Below are 15,895 nucleotides of genomic sequence, written 5' to 3' on the forward strand. Positions count from 1 at the left end.
GGCGGGCGCGACGCGCGACGCGTGATGCGCGACGGAGCGGGCGCGGGCGTTACAGCCAGCCGTGCCGGTCGAGCACGTGGTGCACGGCGTCGATGCGCGCGCCGACGTCCGGAAACTCCATCAGCTTCTGCCGCGCGCGCAGGTCGAGCGGCAGCAGTTCCGCGAGACGGTTCGATACCCAGCTCGGATCGTCGAGGCGGAACGGTTCGCCGAACGGCATTTTCTCCGGATCGGACTTCTTCAGCGCGTCGATGATGCGCTCGAGCACCTCGGCGCACGAGCCGAACTGCGCGAGCGCCTGTTCGCCTTCGAGCGGGATGTCGTCGGGCAGCGGCTCCGCGATGCCGACCAGCAGCCCGTTGCCTTCGACGCGATACGACAGCAGCTCGAAACGCTGCGTGCCGACCGCCTGCAGATACAGCATCCCGAATTCGCCGGTATCGCACTCGGTGATGCGCGCCATGCAGCCGATGGTTTCGGGCACCGACACCGCGCCGTCCTGCGCGACTTCGGGCCCGCTCTTGAGCAGGCACACGCCGAACGGTGCGTCGTCGCGCAGGCAGGCGCGCGACATGTCGAGATAGCGCGCCTCGAACACCTTGAGCGGGAGCAGCCCTCCCGGAAACAGCACCGTGTGCAGCGGAAACAGTGGCAGGTCGATCAGGGTGGTCGATAGGGAGGACATGGCGCGCGGGCGTGGGGGCGGGTGTCGCTAGGGTCGGTCGACCTCGGAGACGAGCCGCGACGACGCGTCGACATCCACTGGCGCGTCACGATGCCGCACGATCACGTTCGCCTCGCGCGCCAGGCGCGCGGCGAGCGTTTCCGCGATGAACACCGAGCGATGCTGGCCGCCCGTGCAGCCGATGGCGACGGTCAGGTAGCTGCGGTTGTCATCGCGGAAGTGCGGCAGCCATTTCATCAGGAACGCATGGATGTCGTCGATCATCTGGTGGACGATCGGCAGTGCGTCGAGAAAGGCGATGACCGGCTGGTCGAGCCCGGTGAGCGGGCGCAGCTCATGGTCGTAGTACGGATTCGGCAGCGCGCGCACGTCGAACATCAGGTCGGCGTCGAGCGGCACGCCGCGCTTGAAGCCGAACGATTCGAACATCACCATCAGGTCGTTGTTCTTTTGCTCGATGAAGCGCTTGACCCAGGTGCGCAGCGCGTTCGCGCGCAGCGTGCTGGTATCGATCTGATGGCCGAATTCGGCGAGCGGCGCGACGAGCTCGCGCTCGCGCTCGATTGCCTCCTCGAGCGACGACAGCAGGCCGACGTCCGCATCGTGCGACCGCGAGCCGGACAGCGGATGGCGGCGACGCGTTTCGGAGAAGCGCTGGATCAGCGCCTGCGTGCTGGCGTTGAGGAACAGCACGCGCACGTCGTGCTCGCGGGACAGCTCGCGGATCAGGCCGGGCATTTCATCGAGCGACGCGCTCGAGCGCGCGTCGATCGCGACCGCGAGCCGGCGCTGGCCGTCCTGCGCAAGGTAGCGGGCGAGTTCGGGGAGCACGTGCGGCGGCAGGTTGTCGACGCAGTAATAGCCTGCGTCCTCGAGCGCGTTCAGCGCGACGGACTTGCCTGAGCCGGAGATGCCGGTGATGAGGACGATGCGCATGGGAGCAGAGAATCCTGACGTTTCATCATAGCACCGGCTCGACGCGTCGGCGTTGCGCGGCCGGCGCGTGCGGGTTACACCAGTTTGCCGGGGAACTGACTGTCGGGATCTTGCATCGCGAGTCGTTGCCGATCCATGAAATCGCGCAACGTGTCGATTCCGCGCAACTGCAGGATCGTGTTCCGGACGGCCGCCTCGACGAGCACCGCGAGGTTGCGGCCGGCCGCGACCTGGATCGTGACCTTGCTGATCGGCAAGCCGAGCACGTCGACGGTCTGGCTTTCGAGCGGCAGGCGCTGGAATTCGCCGTCGGGGCGCCGCACGAGCTGGACGATCAGCTTCAGCTTCATTTTCCGCCGCACCGCGGTTTCACCGAAGATCGTCTTGATGTCGAGCAGGCCGAGGCCGCGCACTTCGAGCAGGTTCTGCAGCAGCGGCGGGCAGCGCCCTTCGACGAAATCGGGGCCAAGACGGACGAAATCGACCGCGTCGTCGGCGACGAGGCCGTGGCCGCGGCTGATCAGCTCGAGGCCGAGCTCGCTCTTGCCGAGGCCCGAATCGCCGGTCAGCAGCACGCCCATCCCGAGGATGTCGAGGAACACGCCGTGCAGCGTCGCGCGCGGCGCGAGGATGCGCGACATGTAGAGCCGCAGGCTGTCGATCACCGCGGCGGCCGACATCGGCGTCGTGAACAGCGGCGTGGACGAGCGCGTGCAGCGCAGCACCAGTTCGGGCGGCGCCGCCGCGCCGCCGGCGACGACGAGGAACGGCGGCTCGAGCGCGATCAGCTCGGCCATGTGGCGCGAGCGGTCTTCGTCGGTCTGACGCTGGTAGTAGTCGATTTCGGCTTCGCCGAGCACCTGGATCCGGTTCGGGTGGATCAGGTTCAGGTGGCCGACGAGGTCGGCGCTCGACGTTGCATTGCCGACCGTGTCGGCCGAAAAGCCGCGTTCCCAGCCTTCATGCCCCGTCAGCCAGCTCAGTTTCAGCGTGGCTGCGTTGTCGTCGAAGATGCTCTGGGCGTTGATGCTGGACGTATCCATGACTCTCGTCACTCCAATGGGCCGGTGCGGGCGCGCGGCGACGGACGTCGCCATGCCGGGCCGGCGCCGGGCGGCCCTGGACGGCGGCATGCGCCGCCTCGTACGGGGAAATATTCCGCCCGGAACAACTCAAGGTTGCCACTGAGTGAGCAGGCGATGCAACTCGGCGATATCCGTTTCGTTGTGCAGACGCTCGCGCGCGTCGCGATCGGACAGCAGTTGCGCGATCTCCGACAGGATCTCGAGGTGCTGCTGCGTGGCTTGCTCGGGGACGAGCAGGAAGATCAGGAGGCTGACCGGCTGGCCGTCGGGCGCTTCGAACGGAATCGCGTCGGCGAGGCGGACGAACGCGGCGAGCGGATGCTTGAGGCCCTTGATGCGGCCGTGCGGAATCGCGACACCTTCGCCGAGCCCGGTCGAACCGAGGCGCTCGCGCGCGAACAGGTTGTCCGTGACGGTGCTGCGGCCGATGCCGTTCTGATTCTCGAACATCAGCCCGGCTTGTTCGAAGACGCGTTTCTTGCTGGTGACCGAGAGGTCGATGACGACGTTCTCTATGGGCAGGATTTTGGCTAGGCGATTCATGTTGGCAGGCGATTGGGCGGCCTGGGGTCTCCTTGCGGCGGCGGACTGATTTTCCATGTTCGGCGATATCAAGGCATGTGGCATGGCAACCTGCAACGCCGCTACCGCATCCAACACCCCCCGGCGATAACCGGGACATTATAGAGCACAGCCGCGCGCGTGGCGCAGCACGGTCGGACCGGTTGCACCTGCGCTCGGAGTGGCAAAAAAAACGCCCGGCGAACCGGGCGGCGTGCGTGTTGCGGTGATGATCACTGCGGCGGCAGTTCGATCTGGTCGATCGACGGTTGAAGCTTGATCGGGTCGTGCGCGTGCGTTTGCAGGCGCTCCATGTGCTTGACGACCTGGCGATCCAGCTTGTCGATCAGCAGATCGATCGCGGCGTACAGGTTGCCGTTCGCGCTTTCGACGAAGATGTCCTTGCCCTTCAGGTGCAGGTTGATTTCCGCGCGCTGCTGCTTGTCCTTTTCCTTGTGGTTGTCGACCGAGAGGATCACAGTGCCATCGATCACCTGATCGCTATGCCGTAGCACCCGGTCCAGCTTGGTGATCACGTATTCGCGAATTGCAGGGGTGACTTCGAGATGATGTCCACTGATCTTCAGGTTCATAGTGCTTCTCCAAGCGAGTGACCACCCGGCCGCATCGAGGCGGCGCTCCGGTCGACTTGCCCGTACCGCACGAAGGCGGCGTATCGCGGACAGGTCGCCCGGCCTGTTCCCCGTGTGCGCGGTGGTCGGGACACGCCTGCCGCCGGGCAGGCAGCAGGCTTAAAGAGACTTGCGCAGATTCACTGCCGGGATCTTGAGGGCTTCGCGATATTTCGCAACCGTGCGGCGCGCGACCACGAAACCCTGTTCTGCCAGCAGCTCGGCAATGCGGCTGTCCGAAAGTGGCGATTTTGGGTCTTCAGCTCCTATCAGTTGCTTGATGAGGGCTCGGATGGCGGTCGACGAGGCGGCGCCACCAGTGTCGGTCGAGACGTGAGATCCGAAGAAGTACTTAAATTCAAGCGTCCCGAACGGGGTCAGCATGTACTTCCCGGTTGTCACACGGCTGACAGTCGACTCGTGTAGGCCCAGCGTATCAGCTATTTCCCGCAAAACCAAGGGGCGCATGGCAATTTCACCGTGCGCGAAGAAATTCTTCTGACGCTCGACAATAGCCTGCGCGACACGCAGGATCGTGTCGAAACGCTGCTGGATGTTCTTGATCAGCCAGCGCGCTTCCTGGAGCTGCTGTTTCAACGATCCGGCCGACGGGTCGCCGCGGCTGTTGCGCAGGATGTTCGCGTACAGGTTGTTGATCCGCAGGCGCGGCACGACCTCCGGATTGAGCTCCGCGAGCCAGCCCTGGCCGGCCTTCTTCACGATGATGTCGGGCACGACGTAGTCGGCCTCGGCCTTCCCGTAAGCGGCGCCGGGGAACGGCTCCAGCGAGCGGATCAGCGCGTGCGCGTCGCGCAGCGCGTCGTCGGTCGCCTTCAGGTGCTTGCGCAACCGTGTGAAGTCGCGTGCGGCGAGCAGTTCGAGATGCTGCGACACGATCTCGAGCGCGAGCGTGCGCGTGGGGGACGGATCGAGACGCAGCAACTGCAGCTTCAGGCATTCGGAGGCCGAGCGCGCGCCGACGCCGGCCGGGTCGAAGCTGTGCAGCAGCGCGAGCGCCGCGTTCAGTTCGTCGCAGTCGATTTCCAGCTCGGGCGGCAGATCGGCGAGCACTTCGTCGAGCGTGGCGGTCAGATAGCCGTCGTCGTCGAGCGATTCGATCAGGAACATCACGAGCGCGCGATCGCGCGGGCCGGCCTGCGTGACGCGCAACTGCGCGGACAGGTGGTCGCGCAGCGACGTCGCGGCTTCCTGCACCTGCAGCGGCGGCAGATCGTCGTCGTCGGACGCGCCGCTCGAGCGGCCGTATTCGTCGAGATTCCACTGCGGGCCGTCGTTGCCGTCGCCGGACGCATAGCCGTCGTATTCGTCGGCGCCTGCCGGCTCGTCGCGTTCCGCGCGATCGCTGGACGTACTGGTGCCGTTGGCCGCGGCGGGTTCGGTGTTCGATGCGGGTGGCGTCTGCGCGATCAGCGATCCGTCCGCGGCGACGCGCAGCGGGCTCGCGATCCATTCGTCGTCGTTCTCGAGCAGCGGGTTCTGCGCGACGGCCATCGCGACTTCCTGCTGCAATTCGAGCGTCGACAACTGCAGGAGCCGGATCGACTGCTGCAGCTGGGGCGTCAGCGCAAGATGTTGCGACAGGCGGAGTTGAAGGCTGGCTTTCATGGCAAGGAGGGAGTCATACCGGCAGTTTGCCACGACCCAGGCGCGTTGAGCCATCCGCGATTACGCGTGGCGCGCCGCCCGGCCGCGGGCATGCCCGCGGGCGTGGATGCAAAGCGGGGCGCAGCCCCGCGCGGCGCTGCCGGGCGGGGTGCAGCCAGCCACGAGGAGGACGTTACATGCGGAAGTGCTCGCCGAGGTACACGCGGCGCACGCTTTCGTTTTCGATGATTTCGCTCGGCGCGCCGGCGGCCAGCACCGAACCGTCGCTGATGATGTAAGCGTGGTCGCAGATGCCGAGCGTTTCGCGGACGTTGTGGTCCGTGATCAGCACGCCGATGTTGCGCTGTTTCAGGAACTTGACGATCTTCTGGATCTCGAGCACGGCGATCGGGTCGACGCCGGCGAACGGTTCGTCGAGCAGGATGAAGCTCGGGTTGGTCGCGAGCGCGCGCGCGATTTCGACGCGGCGCCGTTCGCCGCCCGACAGCGACAGCGCGGGGTTCTCGCGCAGGTGGCCGATCTGCAGCTCGTCGAGCAGCGCTTCGGTGCGCGCCGAGATCGCGTCCTTCGACAGCCGCTTGCCGTCTTCGCCGTGCTGCAGCTCGAGCACCGCGCGGATGTTTTCCTCGACGGTCAGCTTGCGGAACACGGACGCTTCCTGCGGCAGGTACGACAGGCCGAGCGACGCGCGCTTGTGGATCGGCAGCAGGCCGATCGAGCTGCCGTTCAGCGAGATTTCGCCCGCGTCCGTCGGCACGAGGCCGACGATCATGTAGAACGACGTCGTCTTGCCGGCGCCGTTCGGGCCGAGCAGGCCGACGACTTCGCCGCTCTTCACGTCGAGCGACACGTCCTTGACGACCGTGCGCGAGCCGTAGCGCTTCTTCAGGTTGCGAACGACGAGCGAGCTCGTGGTGCCGGCCGGCTGGCGGTTGGGGAGCGCGTTCATTGGCCCGGCGCTCCCTGGATCGTGGTCGACGGCGACAGCTTGGCCGGCGCCCCGTTCAGCGGCGCGGGGCCGCCGTTCTTCGGCGACAGCATCGCGCGCACGCGGCCGTTCGGGTTGCCCGGCGCGGCGACGTCCTTGCCGCCCTTCGCGGTGTAGAAGTCGCGCTGGCCGTCGTACGTGATCACGCTGCCGTGCACGGTGTCGGCGACCGTCGACGTGCCCTGCAGGCGGCGCACGGTCGCGGCGGTGGTCAGCGTGGTCAGGTCCTGCTTGCCGTCGTAGTCGATGCGCTCGGCGTCGCCGTCGATGTACTCGTCGAGGCCTTCGCGCTTCTGGCGGAACGTCGCGTGCTTCTTGCCGCTGCCGAACGACGTCGCGTACTGATAGCCTTCCGGGTCCTGGCGCACTTCGACGCGATCGCCCTTGATGATGATCGTGCCCTTCGTGATCACGACGTTGCCGGTCGCGACCGTGACCTGCTTCAGATCGTCATAGGTCAGGTTGTCGGCCTCGACGTTGATCGGCTTGTTCTGGTCGGCCTTCTCGGCATGGGCGAGCGGCGCCAGCCCGACGAGCGGGAGCGCCACGAGCGTCGCGGCGAGCGCGGCGCGGACGGCGCGCGCAGCGCCGCCGGAAATCTGTCGAGGGAACGGTTCGTTCATGCAGTCACGTGAGGGATGCGTCACTTGGGTTGACCTTTCGAGCCGCCGGACGTGTCCTCCGCGGCGATCGTGCCGCGCACGTTGCCGTAAAGCTCGATGACCCGGGTGACGTTGTTGTACTTCATGCCGTCGGTCGCGTTGACGAGCGACAGGCCGCGCTGAAGTTTAACCGGCTTTTCGGTCTGGATCACATCGTCATTGACGAAGATCCGGAAATGCTGGGAATCGGCCTGCATCTGCGGATCGCCGCCGCCGGCCGCGCGCAGGATGCGCGCGTCGTCGTACAAGTCGACGATCGACACGTCGCCGTTGACGGTGCCGCGCTTCGCGGTGGTCGTCACGACCGGCTTGCCGGGCTGGAACGCGCGCATGGCCGGATCGGTCAGGTCGCTGCTTTCGGTATCTTCGTAATGGACCAGCTTCGCGGCCGTCAGCCGGTACTGGGTCGTGCCGGACTGGTCGAGCTCGGTGACCGAGAAGTTATCCGCGAAATAGTCGGGCGTGTGGCGCTTCGGCTGCGCGGCGCCCTCGCCGGGCGGCGGCAGCGTGGCCTGCAGCAGCCACCACGTGACGCCCGCGAGCGCGGCGACCGCGGCGAGCGGCAGCATCTGGGTCCAGCGGAAATGCGTGCTCATCGGTCAGGCTCCGCAGGCGGCGGCGAGCAGCGCGTCGTAGCGGCGCTGCGCGCGCAGGACCGCGTCGCAGACTTCGCGCACGGCGCCGTGGCCGCCACGGGCCTCGGCGACCCAGTGCGCGCGGGCGATCACCTCGGGGTGCGCGTTCGCCGGGGCCGCGGCGAAGCCGCAGCGCAGCATCACCGGCAGGTCGGGCCAGTCGTCGCCCATGTAGCCGCATGCGTCGGCCGTCAGGCCGAGCGATGCGATCAGGTCGGCGAACACGGCGAGCTTGTTCTCGACGCCCTGGAACAGGTGCGCGATCTTCATTTCCTTCGCGCGCGCCGCGACGATGTCGGAGCGGCGGCCCGTGATGATCGCGGTCGCGATGCCGGCCTCGCCGAGCAGCTTCACGCCGTGGCCGTCGAGCGAATTGAACGACTTCATCGTGTCGCCGGCCGCGGTAAACAGCAGGCCGCCGTCGGTCAGTACGCCGTCGACATCGAAAATCATCAGCTTCACGCGGCTCGCGCGTTCGGCCGCAGTCAGCGCTGCGCTCATCAGATCACCTTCTTCGAAAACAGGTCGTGCATGTTCAGCGCGCCGATCAGCGCGCCGTCGGCATCGACGACCAGCATCTGGTTGATCCGGTGGCGCTCCATCAGTTCAACGGCCTCGACCGCCAGATGATCCGGCGCGATCGTGCGCGGCTCGCGCGTCATGACTTCGGTGATCGGCAGCGTGCGGAAATCGCCGTCGCGCGCGAGCACGCGGCGCAGGTCGCCGTCCGTGAAGATGCCGGCGACCTTGCCGTCGGCGTCGACCACGGCCGTCATGCCGAGGCGCTTCGCGGTGATCTGGAACAGCGCATCCGACAGCGTCGCGTCGAGCCCGACGGCCGGGACGTCGTCGCCCGAGCGCATCACGTCGCGCACGTAGGTGAGCAGGCGCCGGCCGAGCGCGCCGCCCGGATGCGAGCGCGCGAAATCTTCCGAGCCGAAGCCGCGCGCGTCGAGCACGGCGACGGCGAGCGCGTCGCCGAGCGCGAGCGCGGCGGTCGTGCTCGCGGTGGGCGCGAGGTTCAGCGGGCACGCTTCCTTCGAGACCGCGGCGTTCAGGTTCACGTCGGCGAGCGTGCCGAGGCTCGACTCCGCGCGGCCCGTGATCGCGATCAGCTTCGCGCCGATCCGCTTCACGAGCGGCAGGATCGCGACGAGTTCTTCCGATTCGCCGGAATAGGAGATGCCGATGAAGACGTCGTCGGAGGTGACCATCCCGAGGTCGCCGTGGCTGGCCTCGGCAGGGTGGACGAAGAAGGCCGGCGTGCCGGTGCTGGCCAGCGTGGCCGCGATCTTGCGGGCGATATGCCCCGATTTGCCGATGCCCGAGACCACGACGCGGCCGCGGCAGCCGAGCAGCAGCGCCACGGCCTGGACGAAGCCGCCGTCGAGCTGGTCGCGCAGCGCGCGCACGGCGTCCGCCTCGATGTCGAGCACGTCGCGGGCGAGCGCGAGCGCCCGGTCATCATTGATTTTCGCTATCATGCGCGGAGTATAGCAAAGGCGTTTGTTCGCCGCGCCGCGCCTTCGGACTCGTCCGATGTCGCGTGTCCACCGCCACCACCCGCGCCCGCATTGCCGTGGCCCCGACGAACGAGGACGCTTCGCCCGTGATTTCCCCGCTCGAAATGACCCTGCTGCTGCTGCTGGCCTCGGTGGTGGGCGTCGTCGTATTCCGCTCGTTGAACCTGCCGCCGATGCTCGGCTACCTGACCGTCGGCATCCTGGTCGGCCCGCACGCGTTCGGCGTCGCGGCGGATCTCGAACGGGCCGAGCATCTCGCGGAGTTCGGCGTGGTGTTCCTGATGTTCTCGATCGGCCTCGAATTCTCGCTGGCGAAGCTGAGGGCGATGCAGCGGCTCGTGTTCGGGCTCGGCCTGCTGCAGGTCGTCGCGACGCTCCTGCTCGCGCTCGTGCTGGGCGCGCTGTTCGAGCACTGGGTGCACATCACGTGGCAGGGCAGCATCGCGCTCGGCGGCGCGCTCGCAATGTCGTCGACGGCGATCGTGTCGAAGATGCTCGCCGAGCGGCTCGAGATCGAGACGGAGCACGGCCGCAACATCTTCGGCGTGCTGCTGTTCCAGGATCTCGCGGTCGTGCCGCTGCTGATCGTGATCGCCGCGTTCGGCGCCGAATCGTCGAAGGATCTCGCGCTCACGCTCGGCTTCGCGGCGGTCAAGATCGTGATCGCGCTCGCGCTGCTGCTGGTCATCGGCCAGCGCTTCATGACGCGCTGGCTCAACGTGGTCGCGCGGCGCCGCTCGCAGGAGCTGTTCGTGCTGAACCTGCTGCTCGTCACGCTCGGCGCGGCGTTCATCACCGATCGCTTCGGGCTGTCGCTCGCGCTCGGCGCGTTCATCGCCGGGATGCTCATTTCCGAGACGCCGTTCCGCCATCAGGTGGAGGAAGACATCAAGCCGTTTCGCGACGTGCTGCTCGGGCTGTTCTTCGTGACGACGGGGATGCTGCTCGATCCACGCGTGATCTGGGAGCATCCGTTGATCGTGCTCGGCTTCTTCGTCGGGCAGATCCTATTCAAGGCGACGATGATCGCCGGGCTCGCGCGGCTGTTCGGCGCGACGCCGGGCGTCGCGATGCGCACGGGCATCGGCCTCGCGCAGGCCGGCGAATTCGGCTTCGTGCTGCTGAACCTGATCCTCGACCGGCATCTCGTCGACTCGACGCTGCTGCAGGCGATCCTCGCGTCGATGCTGCTGTCGATGCTCGCCGCGCCGTTCCTGATCCAGAACGCCGACCGCATCGTGATGCGGCTGTCGTCGACCGAATGGATGCAGCAGTCGCTGCAGATGACGCGGATCGCGACGCAAAGCCTCAAGCAGCGCGGCCACGTGATCATCTGCGGCTACGGCCGCGCGGGCCAGAACCTCGCGCGCATGCTCGAGCAGGAAGGCATTTCGTACGTCGCGCTCGACCTCGACCCCGATCGCGTGAGCGCGGCCGCGACGGCCGGCGAATCGGTCGTGTTCGGCGACGCGGCGCGCCGCGAGTCGCTGCTCGCGGCCGGTATCCACCGGGCGGCGGCCGTCGCGATCACCTACGCGAACACGCCGTCCGCGCTGCGCGTGCTGCATCACGTGCACGAGCTGGAGCCGACGCTGCCGGCGATCGTGCGCACCGTCGACGATGCCGATCTCGAAAAGCTGCTGGCGGCCGGCGCGACCGAGGTGATTCCGGAGATCGTCGAGGGCAGCCTGATGCTCGCGTCGCACACGCTGGTGCTGGTCGGCGTGCCGATGCGCAAGGTCGTGCGGCGCGTCGAGGAGATGCGCGACGAGCGCTACAGCCTGCTGCGCGGCTATTTCCGCGGCGCCGATGACGCGGACGACGACGATCACGAGCAGGTGCGGCTACAATCGGTGCCGGTCGATGCGCGCGCGGACGCGGTCGGGCGGTCGCTGGAAGAACTCGGGCTGTACGCGCTCGGGCTGGAGGTCACGGCGATCCGCCGGCACGGCATCCGCGGCGTCGAACCCGATCCGCAGACCAAGCTGCGCGCGAGCGACATCGTGGTGCTGCGCGGGCTGCCCGAGGCGCTCGCGCTCGCGGAGGAGCGGTTGTCGCGCCATCGGCGCGATCCGCCGGCCGCGGCTGCGTGAGCCGCGATTCGCAACCCGACCCGTATTGATCAGAAACGGTGCCCGATCTTCGCGCACCGTTTTTTTCGGAGAGTTTCATGCCGCATTCGTCGCCGGGCGCACCGCTCGATCCGGTCGCCTTCATCCACAGCCAGATCCGCACGGTGCCGGACTGGCCGCAGCCGGGCGTGCAGTTCCGCGACATCACGACGCTGCTGCAGAGCCCGAAGGCGCTGCGCATCCTCGTCGACCTGTTCGTCGAACGCTATGTCGATGCGAAGCTCGACTACGTCGCGGGCCTCGACGCGCGCGGCTTCATCATCGCGCCGATCGTCGCGTACGAGCTGAGCGTCGGTTTCGTGCCGATCCGCAAGGTCGGCAAGCTGCCGTACAAGACGCGTTCGGAATCGTACGACCTCGAATACGGCAGCGCGACGGTCGAGATCCACGAAGATGCGTGCCGCCCCGGCGACCGCGTGATCATCATGGACGACCTGATCGCGACCGGCGGCACGATGATGGCGGGGCGCAACCTGCTGCAGCGGCTCGGCGCGGTGGTCGTCGAAGGTGCGTCGATCATCGATCTGCCCGATCTCGGCGGCTCGGCGCTGCTGCGCAACGCCGGGTTGCCCGTCTATACCGTTACCGAATTCTCCGGCCACTGAACGCCGGTCCGTCGGGGCCGGACGCCCCGGTTTGCGCTGGTTCGCGCCAGGTTCAGCTTTCGCAGCGAGGTTCACGATGCCCAACTTCATGCTGTTTCTCGCCACGTCGATCGCGATCACGTTCGCGCCGGGTCCCGACAACCTGCAGGTGCTCGCACGCGGCATCTCGCAGGGCCGCGCGGCCGGCTTCGTCGCCGCGCTCGGCTTCACGGCGGGGATCCTGTTCCACACGACGCTCGCGGCGCTCGGCGTCGCGGCCGTGCTGCGTTCGTCGCCGGTCGCGTTCCAGATCCTGAAGCTCGCGGGCGCCGCGTACCTCGTGTGGATCGGCATCAAGGCGCTGCGCAGCCAGGGCCTCGCGAACGCGCATGCGCGCCCGCCGCAGCCGCTCGGCACGATCTTCCGGCAGAGCGTGATCGGCAACCTGATGAACCCGAAGGTCACGCTGTTCTTCGTCGTGTTCCTGCCGCAGTTCGTCGATCCGCACGGCGCGCAGGGCGTGACGCTGCAGATGTTCGAGCTCGGCGCGCTGTTCATGCTGCAGACGGCCGCGGTCTTCTCGCTGTTCGGCGTCGGCGCGGGCATGATCGGCGCATGGCTGAAGCGCCGCCCGAAGGCCGGCGTGTGGCTCGACCGGATCGCCGGCGCGACGTTCATCGCGATCGGCATCCGCGTCGCGCTGAAGGATTGAGCGCGATGACGTTTCCGTGCATCGCGGCCGCGCGCCGCTTCGATCCGGCCGCGCACCTGCGTTTCGAGATCGCCGGCCAGGCGGTGGGCTGGGTGCGCCGCCAGGACGTCGCGAAGCTCGCGCGCTGGCCCGACGTGTTCGAGCTGACCGGCGAGCGCGTCGTGCTGTCGGCGCGCTACGATTCGGTCGATGCGCGCAGCATGGCGCTGGCCGGCGCGATCGGCGCGCTCGCGGCGGAAGGCGCGATTCCCGGCTGGCGCGACGAGATCTACGCGATCCGCAACCGCTTCGACGATCCGCCGCTCGCGTACATCGAGCGCGCGGCGTCGCGCTTCTTCGGCACGCAGACCTATGCGGTGCACGTGAACGGCATCGTAGAATATGCGGTTACGCCCGGCGAGCCCGCCGCGGCCGCGCCGAAGATGTGGCTCGGCCGCCGCAGCGAGACGAAGGCCACCGACCCCGGCATGCTCGACAACGTCGTCGCGGGGGGGATCGGCTGGGGGCTGGGCGTTCACGAGACGCTCGCGAAGGAGTGCTGGGAAGAAGCCGGGATTCCGGCCGACCTGGCGGCGCGCGCGATCGCGGGCCGCACGGTGCAGGTGCTGAACTCGCTGCCGGAAGGCACGCAGTCGGAACTGATCTTCGTGTACGACCTGCCGCTGCCGCACGACTTCGCGCCGCGCAACCAGGACGGCGAAGTGGCCGAGCACCTGCTGGCCGGCGTGCCCGAGGTGATCGGCTGGCTGCGCGAAGGCCGCGCGACGATGGATGCGAGCCTCGCGACGCTCGATACGCTGCTGCGCCACCGCTGGCTTGCGGCGGCCGACGCGGCCGGCATCGACGCGCTGTTCGTGCCGGGCGCATGACGCGCGCCGCGCGCGGCCTGGCGGCGCGAACGGGCAATTTGACGAATACGGAAACAATGGGAGTCGCGGTCATGCCGACCGATCACAGCTTTATCTTGAAACTGTCGTGCCCCGACCGGCACGGCATCGTCCATGCGGTCTCGGGCTTCCTGTTCGAGCGCAGCAACAACATCCTCGATTCCGCGCAGTTCGGCGACAGCCGCACCGGCGAGTTCTTCATGCGCGTGCACTTCGAGCAGGACGGCGGCGGCGTGGATGCCGCGTCGGCGCTCGACACGCTTCGCAACCAATTCGCGCCGCTCGCCGAGCAGTTCTCGATGCGCTGGGAATTGCACGATGCGGCCGTGAAACCGCGCGTCGTGATCATGGTGTCGAAGATCGGCCACTGCCTGAACGACCTGCTGTTCCGCTATCGCACCGGCCAGTTGCCGATCGAGATCCCGGCGATCGTGTCGAACCACAAGGAGTTCTACCAGCTCGCCGCGAGCTACAACATTCCGTTCCATCACTTCCCGCTCGTCGGCGGTTCGTCCGATGCCGCGAAGGCCGCGCAGGAAGCACGCGTGCTGGAAGTGATCGACGAGCACCAGGCCGATCTCGTCGTGCTCGCGCGCTACATGCAGATCCTGTCGCCGAACATGTGCGAGCAGCTCGCCGGCCGCGCGATCAACATCCATCATTCGTTCCTGCCGAGCTTCAAGGGCGCGAAGCCTTACTACCAGGCATTCGACCGCGGCGTGAAGCTGATCGGCGCGACCGCGCACTACGTGACGACCGATCTCGACGAAGGCCCGATCATCGAGCAGGAAGTCGAGCGCGTCGACCACAGCATGACGCCCGACCAGCTGACCGCGATCGGCCGCGACGTCGAGTGCGTGACGCTCGCGCGGGCGGTGAAGTGGCACGTCGAGCACCGGATCGTGCTGAACGGGACGAAGACGGTCGTGTTCCGCTGATCCGTCGGCCGTGGAAGGCTGGCTCCACAAGCGAAAACGCCGCGCCCTTCACGGGGCGCGGCGTTTTCGTTTGCCGTTGGCGAGCGGGCGGCGTCAGATCAGCCGCAGCAGGTACAGCTCGCGTTTCAGGTACGCATAGAAGATCGGTGCGGCGATCACGCCCGGCAGCCCGAACGCGGCTTCCATGATCAGCATCGCAAGCAGCAGCTCCCACGCGCGCGACTCGATCTGGCCGCCGATGATCTTCGCGTTCAGGAAGTATTCGAGCTTGTGGATGACCACGAGAAACGCGAGCGACGCGATCGCGGTGCCCATGCTGACCGACAGCGACACCGCGACGATCAGCGTGTTCGAGATCAGATTGCCGATCACCGGCAGCAGGCCGACGATGAACGTGATGAGCACGAGGGTCTTCGACAGCGGCAGCCGCTGGTGGAAGATCGGCAGCGCGACGAGCAGGTAGATGCCGGTGAAGGCCGCATTGATCGCCGAGATCTTGATCTGCGCGAACACGATCCGGCGGAACGCGTCGGCGAAGCGCGACACGCGCGTGACGAGCGCGGTCGACAGCGGCCGGCGCACCTTGCCCTGCTCGACGCCGATCGCGATCATCGCGCCGATGATCATCCCGAACAGCACGTGGCCGAAGCCGCGCGCGACGCTCTTGCCGCTTTGCTGGAGCTGGTCCATGTGCGAATGCATGAGCACGGCCGCCTTCGTCTTCATCTGTTCGACGTCGACCGGCAGCAGGTTCGCGATCCAGGCCGGCGTGCGCGCGCGGGTTTGCTCGACGATCTGCATCAGCTGGCCGAGCAGGCTCTGCAGGTTCGGCACCGTGTGCTCGAAGTGCTCGATGATGCCGAGCGTCAGGCCGGTGAGCGCGCCGACGATCGCGATCGACAGCAGCACGACGGCGACCCAGCGCGCGCGCATGCTGGTGGTATGGCGTTCGATCACGGGCGCGATCGTGTGGATCAGCTGATAGACGAGCAGGCCGGCCAGCATTCCGCCGAGCAGCCGCAGCTCGAGGACGAGCCACATCATGACGAGCGCGAAGAGATAGCTGCCGATCTCGAGTGCCGACAGCTTCGGCAGGCTCAAGTCGCTGGTCAGCCGCACGCTGCGCAGGTGCGGCTCGCGGTTCTGCGTGTCGCGCGACTCTTGTTGCTTCTCCATCGTGGATTCCTGTCGTCCGTGTGTCGTGCCGCGGAGCGCGCGGCAGAGCGCGGGCCGCCCGGCGCCGCACCGGATTGGTGCGGATGGCGAACCTTACGACCGTAAAGTATAGCTGCCATTATGGTCCGCAAAC

Annotated in this window: 17 protein-coding genes; 5 read left to right on the top strand and 12 right to left on the bottom strand. The window is 67.4% G+C overall.

Features of this window, described 5'->3' with window-relative positions:
- Positions 1-49 precede the first annotated feature (49 nt).
- From LGM42_RS21540 to kdsD, 11 genes are all read right to left on the bottom strand, one after another.
- Positions 50-685 carry an LON peptidase substrate-binding domain-containing protein gene (locus tag LGM42_RS21540; protein WP_011546241.1) on the bottom strand — a complete coding sequence of 212 codons (636 nt, stop codon included), beginning with the start codon at positions 683-685 and terminating at the stop codon, positions 50-52.
- Between the two features lie 27 nt (positions 686-712).
- Entirely contained in the window at positions 713-1,621 is a 909-nt protein-coding gene (gene rapZ, locus LGM42_RS21545) for an RNase adapter RapZ (RefSeq protein ID WP_059575656.1), read from the bottom strand.
- Between the two features lie 74 nt (positions 1,622-1,695).
- Entirely contained in the window at positions 1,696-2,664 is a 969-nt protein-coding gene (gene hprK / locus LGM42_RS21550) for an HPr(Ser) kinase/phosphatase (protein ID WP_006483133.1), read from the bottom strand.
- A 129-nt stretch (positions 2,665-2,793) separates the two neighbouring features.
- Positions 2,794-3,306: a PTS sugar transporter subunit IIA gene (locus tag LGM42_RS21555; RefSeq protein WP_179231743.1), complete on the bottom strand. Its 513-nt coding sequence runs from the start codon at positions 3,304-3,306 to the stop codon at positions 2,794-2,796.
- Between the two features lie 194 nt (positions 3,307-3,500).
- Positions 3,501-3,860 (bottom strand): ribosome hibernation-promoting factor, HPF/YfiA family, encoded by a 360-nt coding sequence (hpf, locus tag LGM42_RS21560; protein WP_006477786.1) that lies wholly within the window; start codon positions 3,858-3,860, stop codon positions 3,501-3,503.
- 159 nt (positions 3,861-4,019) lie between these two features.
- Positions 4,020-5,525, bottom strand: coding sequence for an RNA polymerase factor sigma-54 (locus LGM42_RS21565; protein ID WP_059575657.1), 1,506 nt, complete (start codon positions 5,523-5,525; stop codon positions 4,020-4,022).
- Positions 5,526-5,697: 172 nt separating this feature from the next.
- A complete protein-coding gene (gene lptB, locus LGM42_RS21570) occupies positions 5,698-6,474 on the bottom strand; it encodes an LPS export ABC transporter ATP-binding protein (protein ID WP_059575659.1) in 777 nt (258 codons plus the stop codon).
- Entirely contained in the window at positions 6,471-7,136 is a 666-nt protein-coding gene (gene lptA, locus LGM42_RS21575; RefSeq protein ID WP_006483139.1) for a lipopolysaccharide transport periplasmic protein LptA, read from the bottom strand. The genes lptB and lptA overlap by 4 nt, the downstream gene beginning before the upstream one ends.
- Before the next feature lie 20 nt (positions 7,137-7,156).
- A complete protein-coding gene (lptC, locus tag LGM42_RS21580) occupies positions 7,157-7,771 on the bottom strand; it encodes an LPS export ABC transporter periplasmic protein LptC (RefSeq protein ID WP_226233130.1) in 615 nt (204 codons plus the stop codon).
- A gap of 3 nt (positions 7,772-7,774) precedes the next feature.
- Positions 7,775-8,311, bottom strand: coding sequence for a KdsC family phosphatase (locus LGM42_RS21585; protein ID WP_059575662.1), 537 nt, complete (start codon positions 8,309-8,311; stop codon positions 7,775-7,777).
- Complete coding sequence (gene kdsD, locus LGM42_RS21590) at positions 8,311-9,294, bottom strand: arabinose 5-phosphate isomerase KdsD (RefSeq protein WP_059575664.1); 984 nt, start codon at positions 9,292-9,294, stop codon at positions 8,311-8,313. The genes LGM42_RS21585 and kdsD overlap by 1 nt, the downstream gene beginning before the upstream one ends.
- Positions 9,295-9,419: 125 nt before the next feature.
- Here kdsD and LGM42_RS21595 point away from each other — a divergent pair, with 125 nt between their 5' ends.
- The 5 genes from LGM42_RS21595 (at position 9,420) to purU (ending at position 14,586) form a co-directional block, all read left to right on the top strand.
- Complete coding sequence (locus LGM42_RS21595; protein ID WP_059575688.1) at positions 9,420-11,426, top strand: monovalent cation:proton antiporter family protein; 2,007 nt, start codon at positions 9,420-9,422, stop codon at positions 11,424-11,426.
- 77 nt (positions 11,427-11,503) lie between these two features.
- The gene (locus LGM42_RS21600) at positions 11,504-12,070 is read left to right on the top strand and encodes an adenine phosphoribosyltransferase (RefSeq protein WP_059575666.1); all 567 of its coding nucleotides are present in this window, start codon (positions 11,504-11,506) and stop codon (positions 12,068-12,070) included.
- A gap of 76 nt (positions 12,071-12,146) precedes the next feature.
- Entirely contained in the window at positions 12,147-12,761 is a 615-nt protein-coding gene (locus LGM42_RS21605) for a LysE family translocator (protein ID WP_059575668.1), read from the top strand.
- 5 nt (positions 12,762-12,766) lie between these two features.
- Complete coding sequence (locus LGM42_RS21610) at positions 12,767-13,630, top strand: NUDIX hydrolase (protein WP_059642785.1); 864 nt, start codon at positions 12,767-12,769, stop codon at positions 13,628-13,630.
- Between the two features lie 71 nt (positions 13,631-13,701).
- The gene (gene purU / locus LGM42_RS21615) at positions 13,702-14,586 is read left to right on the top strand and encodes a formyltetrahydrofolate deformylase (RefSeq protein ID WP_226233131.1); all 885 of its coding nucleotides are present in this window, start codon (positions 13,702-13,704) and stop codon (positions 14,584-14,586) included.
- Between the two features lie 93 nt (positions 14,587-14,679).
- Here purU and LGM42_RS21620 read toward each other — a convergent pair whose 3' ends face one another.
- Entirely contained in the window at positions 14,680-15,762 is a 1,083-nt protein-coding gene (locus LGM42_RS21620) for an AI-2E family transporter (protein ID WP_059575670.1), read from the bottom strand.
- Positions 15,763-15,895 lie beyond the last annotated feature (133 nt).

Origin of the sequence: Burkholderia sp. AU39826 (genome assembly GCF_020419965.1) — a bacterium.
GTDB classification, from domain to species: Bacteria; Pseudomonadota; Gammaproteobacteria; order Burkholderiales; family Burkholderiaceae; genus Burkholderia; species Burkholderia semiarida.